The following is a 9568-nucleotide window of genomic DNA, read 5'->3' as shown; positions in this document are numbered from 1 at the left end:
TCGGCCACTAGGTGTAGTGTCTTGAGCGCTGGAGAAACACAAATGCCCCGACCAGGGGCTGTCCGCCAGTCGGGGTGCTTGTTGTTGCATTTTCTGAGGATGCGTTGGCAACGGTACACCTGACAAGTCGGGCCCGCCGAGTCGGGCCCGTGGGTGAGGACAGGTTTTTGTGCCGGCGCTGAAAATCTAAGGAGGCTCCTCGTGAGCCCGACCCGAAGTACGAATACAACTCGACGGACCCAGACTGTCCGCGTGCCGGTCAAGATCCGTCGCGGCGGATCCACCACCACGAAGACCGTTCCCGTCAAGGTCAACACCGTCACCCGAACTACCCGGATCACTCCGTAAAACAGATCTGGGGGATGCCCTGTCGCATCCCCGATCTGCTTGGGATCCAGGAGAGGAGGTGAAATGGCCAAGAACAGCGGACGCAGCTCCAAAGGAAGTGCACGGAGTGCGATTACCGGTAAATACGTGACCAAGGGCTACGCCAAGAGTCATCCGAAGACCACGGTCGTCGAATCCAAGAAGAAGTAGCTCGACAACAGTGGCAAGGTCGGGGAGACATCTATCGCTCCCCGGCCTTCCTCAAGTTCGAAAATGTAGTCCGGGTACCCAGCTCATGACGCTTATGGTCCCGATCCGGACGCCACAGACGTTTTTGTTCAAAGGACTACAGCATTCTTACCCATCGCCGCAGTTTCGGCACTGTCGAGTTCCTGTCTCGGGACGTTCGGCTAGACCGAGAAGTTATGAGGATGCGTTCCGCGTGGGCGCACTTCGAATCGAGGAAATTTTGAGTCTGACGTTTCGTGCCCTTTGCGCCCTACGTTGGTTGTCCGACAATCCACAGTCGGATTCCTTGCCCGACGACGTCTGTCCCACCTCTGATGCTTTCACCGTGTACGAGGAACTGAGCGGGTTGGGTTACATCGATCGCACTGCCACCATGGATGGAAGCTTCGATTTCATACTGACCTCTGCGGGCTCTGTGCCCGCGCGCAATGCGCGTGAGAGCCACCGCGCGGAGATGCTTGCCCGTCGGGTCCTTCAGTGGATTTCGTCCTATAACAGCACTCAAGGGCTCGTGGAAAGCTCACTGGGTGAAGACTTCACCGGTGCGTTGACACCACTGGAGATTCGACATACTGCGGAGGAACTGGAAGAACTCGGGATGCTCACAGGCAGTAAACAGGCGAACGGGGAGTTTTTCTATGTGGAAACCACCTCGGTCGGCCGACGCGCATTGCGAGACCCTTATCTGATCCTCGCTTCTCCTATCGATCGGACCTCGGTGACCAATATTTCGAAGATTTCGTCCGATAACTACGGCACTATGACCGTCGGTAACCAGGTGCTCGGAGGACAGGGGCACACCAACATTGCGACTGTGAACATCACTGCCGGCATGACCCTTGACGAGGCACTCGAGGCACTGCGGGTGCTCAGGGAAGACATGGCGGGAGCAGTCGTCGATGCTGATCAAGAGGATCTCGACGATGTTCTCGACGATATCGACGGGATACTCCGCAAAGGAGCTAAACGAGGCATGGACTGGCTTCGGTCCACGCTCGCGGTGGCTTCAACACAGATCGCCACAGTAGCCGGACAGGAATTCGCTGATCGAGCCCTCGCAATCGGAGGTATCACCGGTTAGAACGTCGACTGGAAGGTCCCGCACACAACGTGCGCGGGACCTTCCAGTCGAGTCCCTACCGGCCGGCGTGTTGCCGGTCGCGGCCTTGGGACTTGTTCGGCTTCCCCTTCCGCGCGACTGGCGGCTTGCCCGGTCCGGTGCGGACAGCATCCCGAGCGGGACGCCCCTGCGCAGTGTCGGCGGACATCCGCGCCGCGATCGCTTCGGCGTCGACGCCGGCAGCGTGCATACTGTTCGCGAACGCGGTGCGCCGGTCCGCGGAGTCGTACTTCTCGACGGCTTCACCGCGCTCATCGCCGCCTTGGACGCGGTTGCCTTCCTCGACTGTCGTCGACGTTTCGGGCTGCGACCGCTGCCAGTCCCCGACAAGTTCTTTCTCTGCTTCGCTCCGTTCTTCCTTCCCCGCCTCAGGTCCGTACGTCTGCTCCCAGACGGCGAACCATTCCGGAGTGTTCTCCCGCGCCCACGTCTTCGCTTCTTCGAGCTCGACCGCCGCGCGTTCGGCTTTACGGTCGGCGCTCTCGGCCGCGGTCATCGCGGCACCAGCTTCGACGCGATCCTGAGCGGCCCGCTTCTGCTCGGTACCCGCGACGTCCTTGTATGCACGGCCGTAGGCGAGGAAGTCCCGTGCTGCCTGATCGTTGTCGACGTCGAAGCCGTATCGCTGGTGGACTTCGGAGCGGATCTTGTGTGCGGCCTGGGCGGCGATCTCCGATTCAGGGCTCCACGCCTTTGCCTGCAAGTAGGCGTCGGTGATCGCCTCCGGCTTGGCGTGATCCCACCACTGCTTGTCCGAGACTCCTCGCAGCTGCGTCTCGGCGGCCGTCCGTTCGACCTTGAGACGTTCGGCGTACTCGCGAGTTGCCTGTTCGCTGCGATGCTGTGCGTCCCGCATTCGTTGTTCGCGGGAGCGTGCCATCTGCTCGGCGAGTCGGCTCATCACCTGCATGGCCACGCGCATCGCCATGCCCATTTCGCGGCCGATCGTGCCTACTTCGTCATCGGACATCTGTTCTCACCTTTCGTCGGACCGGTCCGCCGGGTGCGGGCCGAAAGTGCGGTTTCGCGGGGGTTCACGTCTCGCGCTGATCGGGGAACAGTGCGTCCGGAGCCTTGTCGGTAGGCAGCGGCTTCACGGAACCTTTGTGGCCCCGCTCGGCCGAGCACGCTTTGAAGGGGCCATCGCCCGCGAACAGCTTTTCCATGTGGTGATCGGCGTGATCGCGCCACCACACACTCATGCCGGTCTTCGCATCCAGGCGTAGGTACTCCCACGCCCGCCAGAGAGCTTCGACGCGGTTGACCGCTTCTTCGTGCTTCCACCACTGCGGGCACCACACCCGCGAAGGGGTGTCCGTCACCTGGCGGCGGTAGGTCGGGGCGAGCCAGTCGCGCATGAATTCTTCTGCCGAGCCGAACACCATCTGTGGTTCCGGCTCGGGTTCGGGATCGTCGGGGATCTTGAGCGCCGCCGCGAGCTGCGCGGCGAGGCGTGCTTGTGCGGCTTCTTGGAGTTGGGTGTGCAGTTCGGGAGTGAGCATCTCCTCGAACTTCGCGGCCGCGATCGCATCCGCTTCTTGGCTGATCCGTTTGTCCATCGCCCGTGCCACGAACGCTTCCATCTGCGCACTGAGTGCACCGGCAGGTTCGGCGGGCGCGGCGATGCCAGGATCAACAGCCGGCGCGGGGTCGTCGATCGGTACCTCGTCGTAGGCGCCTTCCGGTGGCGGCTCGAAGTCGTCGGCGAATCCGGGGAAATCGAAATCGGTGCTCATGCGACCAACTCCACTGCGTCGACGGCGCCGACCTTGGTGACGGCCTTCGCCAGGGTCTTCTCCGGTTCGGGATCGTGAACCTTGATCGAGGCCACGACAGCGTCCTTGTTCGGTCCCTCCCACCAGGGCACCGTCTTCACCAGGGTTGGTGAGTTACCGGAGGAACGTACGACCGCGCGGCCGCGGGGTAGCGCTTCGAGTTCGGCTTCGGTGAGGGTGCGTTCCTTGCTGCGATGTTTGGAGACGCTGCGACCGTTGCCGCTGTTGGAGACGGAGCCGGTGATTTCCCAGTGCTCACCGATCGCGGTGGACATGTCCTTGAGGAAGTTGCCGTCGTCGACTGCGACACCGCCGCCGTAGACGCGCACGTTCGAGGCGGACCACAGTTTGCTCATGCCCTTGGCGCCCCACACGTCCTCACCCTGTGACCAGGACTGCAAGATCGCCATGATCAGGATGCCGCGTGAGCCGTAGTGGCTGTAGAGGCCGGGGAGCTTCGTCCAGCGCACCACGTTGGCGACCTCGTCGAGAGCTGCAATCAGCGGTTTGGGTAGACGGCCCTTCGGTGAGCTGGTGGCCAGCTGCTCAGCGGCGTCGATGATCGCGACCGTCAGGGCTGTGACCAGCGGACCGGCCGAACCGTTGCCTTCTCTCGAGAGGCTGTACATCGTCTCGTCGTTCGCCACGAACGCCCGAGGATCGAAATGCGGGCGGTTGTCCCCCGGGCCCATCGGTCGCACCCACGGATGGACCGCGGAGAGCTTGAGCGAGCGAATCATCTTCTTCGCCGTGGTGAAAACACCCGAACGCTGCTTTTCGGTCTGGTTGTACTGCGCAGCCAGGCCACTCGCCTGCATCGCGTACTTCCCGCCGGCCGCCTCCTTCAAGATTGCGACAGGTTCGTCGTTGGTCTCCTGTGTCGCCCAGAGGTACACATCGGTGATCGGACGGTTGTCGACAGCGGCCGCGAGGAGCAGCCCGGCGACCAGGTCTTGCCCTTCCGGATCGAAGAACGGGTCCTTTTTCGCCTCGACTCCGTCGTCACCGGCAGCGAAGTGTTCTGCCAGGTCAGCGGCCTTGACCTCGTCGGTGACCCAGGACAACGGATTCCACCACCACGTCGGCTCCTCACCGGCGACGCCCTGCGGATCGAACACCCACACCTTCCGCGGAACGAGGGTGTTCACATGCACTTTGCCCTTCGCGACGGGCTTGGCCGGGTCGCTGTAGGTTCCCCAGTCCACAGACCGCGCCTTGACCTTGTCTCCTGTTTCCCGGTCGATCAGCCGTACCGACCGCCATGCCCGAGTCGCGTCGACGACGTCACGCTTGTTCGACGTGGTCAACACCGCTCCCAGCGCCGACAGGATCGCCGGAATGACCCGCGAGGACGACTTACCGGTACGCGGTCCCCAGATGTCGCAGTGAAGATCCTGGTAGCTGCCGCGCAGCATCCGCCCGGTCAGCAGGTGCTTACCGATCTGCACCCCGACCGCTTTCGTTCGGTCCTTGAGCTCTTCCTTCATGCCCAAGCTCTTGTACGCGATCGAGCGGCATTCCTTCTCGGTGATGCCCTTGATATCGCGTCCGGTGCCCATGACCTTCGCTTTCGCGTCGATGCGGGTCTTCTCCCCCTGCACCCGCCGCACCAGCACCGCCGTGGCCACCACGAGAGCGATCACTGCTGCCAGGACCAGAGCAACCACCAGGGTCGCCCCGGTCTCCCACACGAGTTCACCTCGAATCAAGCCCTTGACGATCGCGATCGGGTTTCCCGGCGCGGTCTGGTCGGTCCCGAGGTGGATGCCCGCCCACACGCTGCCGCCGACCACCGCCACCAGACCGGCGATGAGAACTGCCGGCAACAGCCCGTCCGAAGCTGATGGATCTTTCACTGCCCTGGTACTCATCAGTTTGCCTCTCCGTTGCACGGCGGACCCCAGAGTCCGATTCCTGCCGAACGCGCATCCTCTTGCGCCCCAGCTATTTCCGCTGTCTTCTCAATAGGTGTGTTGCCGTAGACGTACGCCCGCGCCATGCCCGACCGCGCCGCAAGTACGCCGTAATCGGTGCCGTCCGGCAAGGTCAGGTAACGCAGCGATCGGCCGTATCGGTCGACATCGCCGGTGCGAGGGTCGCCCGTCAACGTCACCGCTGCATCGTCGAGCATCGTGTGCGCCCAGGCGCTTGCTTCCGGTCCCCAACACTGCACCGCAGCATCGGATTTGACCGTCTCCGGAGTGTCGATCCCCAAGATCCGGACCCGCAGATCCTCGCCGGAATCCAAACGGACATCGGCAGTGTCGCCGTCGACGACCCGGACCACCTGACCCGACGTCGACGCCGCGGAATCGGTGACCGGTGCGATCAACTCGCGAACAGTGACCGTTCCCCAGACACCGGCCCCGACGACCGCGAGCGCAACAGCGCAGTTCAGCAGCCGGTGCGCTCCCCCGCTCATGAGATCTCCACGACGGTGGTGACGGTGGCAATGTAGCCGGGGCGTTCGCTGCGCATCATCCCTGGCTGCTGCACGGATGTGGGCGTGATGGTGTGCGAATGTCCCTGCACGACAACGAAAGTGTTGTTCGACTCCAATTCGCCGAGCAGCTCCTGCAAGGTTTCGAGGGCGATGCCCAGTGCCGCCGCCGGCTCACCGGCAGCGGTTCCGGTCGCGTAGAGAAGTTCGTGGCTCATCGCACGGCCACCGCACTCACGCGCCAGACGCCGAGTTTGGTCGCGCTCATGTATGCCGCGAAGGTGTTGCTGCTCAATGGTTTCCCCTCCGGTGTGGTTGCTGTTTGTGTCACCGCGAGAACGCGGGAAACTTTCGCCGGCTGATCGGCCGGGTGTTCGTCGCTGGTCACACTCGCCGATGCTGTGACGATCGCGCCCTCGTCCGCCCAGCTCTGCCACTGTTTGCCGGTGATCGGGGCGAGGGCGATGAAGGAACCGGAGTTCTCCGAGTAGTACCGCTCGTCGAAGAGCGGCGCGGCACGCTGCGCTGCGGCCAGCTGGTTCGCATCCTCGGCGGGGGCGTAGGAGAACAGGGCTTGCGCTGCGCCGACCATGACCGATTCCGGATCGTTCTGGTCGACTCCGGCGAACGCACCCGGCAGTGGCGGCGGGGGCGGGGTCGTCAGTGAGCTGTCGGCGGGGCCTCCCTCGTCGAGGGGATGGTTGTCGTGGCCGTCGCCTCCGGAACCACATCCGGCGAGCAGAAGCGCCCCGGCCAGCAGGGCAGCGGCCGCAGTGTTGCGTGTGCGAGTCATGATCGTGTTCTCCCTTTATCCGAAACGCTTGACGTACATGTCTTCGCCGGCCCAACCCGAGAGCGGCATGATGGAGACGGTTTGCCCGGACTGCGGGGCGTTGAGCAGCATGTCCTGGCCGTTTTCGTTGCCGTAGTAGATGCCCACGTGGTGGGTGTCCCCACCGGCGCCGAAGTAGATCAGGTCGCCGGGTTGCTTCTGATCGAACGAAATGTCCTGTCCCCGCGCGTCGTACAGCTGCCCTGGGTTGCCGTGGCTTCCGGTGAAGTGTGGAAGCAGGATTTGTCCGCCGGAGGCCTGGAACACCGCGTACAGCGTCAGACCGGAGCAGTCGAAGCCGACTTTGTTCGGATCGCCGTTCGCATCTCCGCCGCCGCCGCCGTCGCTGATGCCCTTGGTCGGTCCGTTCTGATCGCCGCCGCCCCACGCGTACGTCGTACCGATCCACCGGGACGCGGCCGCGATGACATTCGCACCGAACGGTCCACCCGGCTTGAACTGCGGTCCGCCGGAGTTCGAGACTCCCGGAGTGCAGACACCGACACCGCCGTCGACGACGGCGGTCGCAACACCGACCTTGGCGATGTCGGCCAACTCTTGCGGAGTGAGGTCCTTGCCGGCGCCCTTAAACTGGGCGGCGAGCTGACGGGCGAGCGGCTCGTCGTCGGCATACGCCTCCGGGTGCGCCGAGCCCTGCACCGTCTGAGCAGCCACGGTGACCGGCATGGACTGCCAGCCCGACACTTTGAGCAGGGCGTCGTAGAACTTCACGTTCGCGGTCACCGGGTTCATCAGCTCTTCCGCGGTTCCCCAGATGGTGACCTGCTGCTGGTACTGGTTGACCGAGAGGTGATCGGAGCCGACGCCGTCGTGCGGGTATTGCAGCGATTCCGGGACGTTGGAGCTGGCAAGCATCCGGTACGTGCTCTCCTGGCTCATCGTGGCCAGGGCGACGACGATTCCCTGATCGGGAACTCCGATCGACTCCCCGACGGCCACCGCTTGCTTCGCGAGAGCGAGCTGGCTGGAATTGAGCCCGCCGGTGCCCGGTTCAGCCGGGTTGCTCGGTGCAGGTTCCTGTCCTGGTGCGGGAGTCGGGGCGGCGGCACCGGGTTCGGCGGCCTTGTCGACCCAGGGCGCCGGATCGACTGCGGTTCCGGCACCGTCGGGCAAGCGGCCACCGTCCCAGACCTCGAAATGCAGATGCGCGCCGGTGGACTCGCCGGCGTTGCCGATCTTGCCGATTTCCTGACCAGCGGAAACCTGGTCGCCGACCTTGACCAGAACGCCGTCGTCGAACATGTGCCCGTAGACGGTCGAGTAGACCTTCCCGTCGATCTGGTGATCGAGAATGATCCAGTTGCCGAATCCGGCGGCGGGGCCGGCAGCGACAACGCGGCCGTCGGTGAACGCGTAGATCGGTGTTCCGACGGGACCGGCGCGGTCGATGCCCTGGTGTTGGGTTCCCCAGCGCGCACCGAATCCCGAAGTATCGGTGGTCTCGCTGCTCTTGGTCGGCTTGACCAGTGAGCCGGCGGGAGCCACCGATCCGACCCGGCCTCCGCCGGGTACGCAATCGGGATTCTCCGTGGCCGGGCCGATGATGACCACCACGATCATCACCAAACCCAGCAGCGCGGCGCCGCAGAATGCGCCGATCTTTTTCACGTCCATGACCGAAGTGACCTGCCCCTACTGCCTGCGGCCGTGGAGGTGATCGGAGAGTTCGTTGATCAGTTCCGTGGCGGCCGCGAGCTGGACTCGGTGCTCTTGTTCGAGACGAGCGGTGTCGACGCGCCTGGTCGCGGCCATCTCCGGATCTGCGTTGACCCAGTTCCGCAGGGTGTTCGGGTGCACTTCCAACGCTTCGGCGATCAGCACGATCGCTTTCCACCGCGAGGACACTTCGGTGCTCAGTTCGGCGACCTTCTTGACCGCGGCTGCCCGCAATTGCGGGGTGAGCGACTTGTACTTGCGTTCGGCGATCATGCCGCGCCCTCTCCTTCGAAACTGTCGTCATCGCTCACGGCGTCCGAGGTGAGGTCGCCGTACCGGGAATTGGTGTCGTGAATGCCGGACGCGATTTCCGACGGGGTGAAGATCAGCTGCACGGGAATTCCGGGAGTGCGGGTCTCACCGACCTTGATCAGGAACTTGCCCTGACCGGGCGGCGGCTCTTTCGGCTCACCTTCCTTACGCCGCTCACCGGTGCGAGCAGGCGGTGAAGACCAACCGGTGACCATGTCGGCTTCGGTGCCGGTGAACTTCACGATCCGTTCGAGGCGGTCGATTTCCGCTTCCGGAACAGCGCCGATGACTTTCACGCGGGCACGTTCGATGAACGTCTTCGCTTTGTTCGCCGCCGACACCGAGCCCATGGCCTCGAGGTCGGTGATCGTGTGCGTGATCATCCACAACGCGGTCGCAATCGTGCGGTTCAATCGGGTCAGCGAGTTGACGCGATCGACCATGAACTCACCCAGCCCGAGCACCTGCCAGAGCTCGTCCATGACAGCTTGAAAGCGGCGCTGCGGTCCCAGGCCGGCATCGGCCAGGGCGTGGGCGGCATCGATGGCGGCGAAGCCGTCGGACCAGCACACCAACATGACCGCGGCCTTGAGACGGGTGTGGCCTTCGGGGATGTGCGAGACGTCGATGCAGATCGCCGGGGCGTCGAGGTCGATCTCGGTGGTGGTGTGGCCGTTGAAGATTTCACCGAACGAGCCCTTGACCAGGCCGCGCAGAGAACGTTGCAGATCGCGGGTCGCTTCGCGGTACTCGTGCTCGCCGACGGCGGCCGCGTTCTCCATCAGCTCCGGATGGCCTTCTTTGACGAGCTTGTACATGTCCTCGATCAACGGCGG

At 63.9% G+C, this 9568-nt stretch carries 10 protein-coding genes and 1 pseudogene; 2 read left to right on the top strand and 9 right to left on the bottom strand.

All coding sequences use genetic code 11. From position 1 onward, the window contains the following. Window positions 1–411: 411 nt before the first annotated feature. The gene (locus VIQ49_RS19575; RefSeq protein WP_019749769.1) at window positions 412–537 is read left to right on the top strand and encodes a hypothetical protein; all 126 of its coding nucleotides are present in this window, start codon (window positions 412–414) and stop codon (window positions 535–537) included. A gap of 232 nt (window positions 538–769) precedes the next feature. Further along, window positions 770–1657, top strand: a complete 888-nt coding sequence (locus VIQ49_RS19570; RefSeq protein ID WP_210378502.1) for a hypothetical protein — start codon at window positions 770–772, stop codon at window positions 1655–1657. Between the two features lie 55 nt (window positions 1658–1712). Here VIQ49_RS19570 and VIQ49_RS19565 read toward each other — a convergent pair whose 3' ends face one another. From VIQ49_RS19565 to VIQ49_RS19525, 9 genes and pseudogenes are all read right to left on the bottom strand, one after another. Beyond that, complete coding sequence (locus VIQ49_RS19565; protein ID WP_019749771.1) at window positions 1713–2666, bottom strand: hypothetical protein; 954 nt, start codon at window positions 2664–2666, stop codon at window positions 1713–1715. Between the two features lie 64 nt (window positions 2667–2730). Beyond that, window positions 2731–3432: a DUF4913 domain-containing protein gene (locus tag VIQ49_RS19560; RefSeq protein ID WP_208722233.1), complete on the bottom strand. Its 702-nt coding sequence runs from the start codon at window positions 3430–3432 to the stop codon at window positions 2731–2733. Continuing rightward, a complete protein-coding gene (locus VIQ49_RS19555) occupies window positions 3429–5342 on the bottom strand; it encodes a type IV secretory system conjugative DNA transfer family protein (RefSeq protein WP_037134744.1) in 1914 nt (637 codons plus the stop codon). Before VIQ49_RS19555 ends, VIQ49_RS19560 begins: the two co-directional genes overlap by 4 nt. After that, a complete protein-coding gene (locus VIQ49_RS19550; RefSeq protein WP_019749774.1) occupies window positions 5342–5893 on the bottom strand; it encodes a thermonuclease family protein in 552 nt (183 codons plus the stop codon). The genes VIQ49_RS19555 and VIQ49_RS19550 overlap by 1 nt, the downstream gene beginning before the upstream one ends. Continuing rightward, on the bottom strand, window positions 5890–6129 hold the full coding sequence (locus VIQ49_RS19545; protein ID WP_019749775.1) for a hypothetical protein: 240 nt from the start codon (window positions 6127–6129) through the stop codon (window positions 5890–5892). The genes VIQ49_RS19550 and VIQ49_RS19545 overlap by 4 nt, the downstream gene beginning before the upstream one ends. After that, window positions 6126–6704, bottom strand: coding sequence for a hypothetical protein (locus tag VIQ49_RS19540; RefSeq protein ID WP_019749776.1), 579 nt, complete (start codon window positions 6702–6704; stop codon window positions 6126–6128). Before VIQ49_RS19540 ends, VIQ49_RS19545 begins: the two co-directional genes overlap by 4 nt. 15 nt (window positions 6705–6719) lie before the next feature. Next, window positions 6720–8378, bottom strand: a complete 1659-nt coding sequence (locus tag VIQ49_RS19535; protein WP_019749777.1) for a peptidoglycan DD-metalloendopeptidase family protein — start codon at window positions 8376–8378, stop codon at window positions 6720–6722. Window positions 8379–8396: 18 nt separating this feature from the next. Next, a complete protein-coding gene (locus VIQ49_RS19530; protein WP_019749778.1) occupies window positions 8397–8693 on the bottom strand; it encodes a transposase in 297 nt (98 codons plus the stop codon). Further along, window positions 8690–9568, bottom strand: a pseudogene (locus VIQ49_RS19525) (hypothetical protein); the annotation flags it as partial. The gene VIQ49_RS19530 and the pseudogene VIQ49_RS19525, both read right to left, overlap by 4 nt.

It is taken from the genome of Williamsia sp. (genome assembly GCF_036566845.1).
Lineage (GTDB): Bacteria > Actinomycetota > Actinomycetes > Mycobacteriales > Mycobacteriaceae > Williamsia.
This window is presented reverse-complemented; position numbering and strand designations above follow the sequence as displayed.

Bases quoted from the DNA above. Each gene is read 5' to 3' on its own strand.
- VIQ49_RS19545 (WP_019749775.1), bottom strand. From the start codon at position 6,129: ATGAGCCACGAACTTCTCTACGCGACCGGAACCGCTGCCGGTGAGCCG.
- VIQ49_RS19550 (WP_019749774.1), bottom strand. From the start codon at position 5,893: ATGAGCGGGGGAGCGCACCGGCTGCTGAACTGCGCTGTTGCGCTCGCG.
- VIQ49_RS19555 (WP_037134744.1), bottom strand. From the start codon at position 5,342: ATGAGTACCAGGGCAGTGAAAGATCCATCAGCTTCGGACGGGCTGTTG.
- VIQ49_RS19535 (WP_019749777.1), bottom strand. From the start codon at position 8,378: ATGGACGTGAAAAAGATCGGCGCATTCTGCGGCGCCGCGCTGCTGGGT.
- VIQ49_RS19530 (WP_019749778.1), bottom strand. From the start codon at position 8,693: ATGATCGCCGAACGCAAGTACAAGTCGCTCACCCCGCAATTGCGGGCA.
- VIQ49_RS19565 (WP_019749771.1), bottom strand. From the start codon at position 2,666: ATGTCCGATGACGAAGTAGGCACGATCGGCCGCGAAATGGGCATGGCG.
- VIQ49_RS19540 (WP_019749776.1), bottom strand. From the start codon at position 6,704: ATGACTCGCACACGCAACACTGCGGCCGCTGCCCTGCTGGCCGGGGCG.
- VIQ49_RS19575 (WP_019749769.1), top strand. From the start codon at position 412: ATGGCCAAGAACAGCGGACGCAGCTCCAAAGGAAGTGCACGGAGTGCG.
- VIQ49_RS19560 (WP_208722233.1), bottom strand. From the start codon at position 3,432: ATGAGCACCGATTTCGATTTCCCCGGATTCGCCGACGACTTCGAGCCG.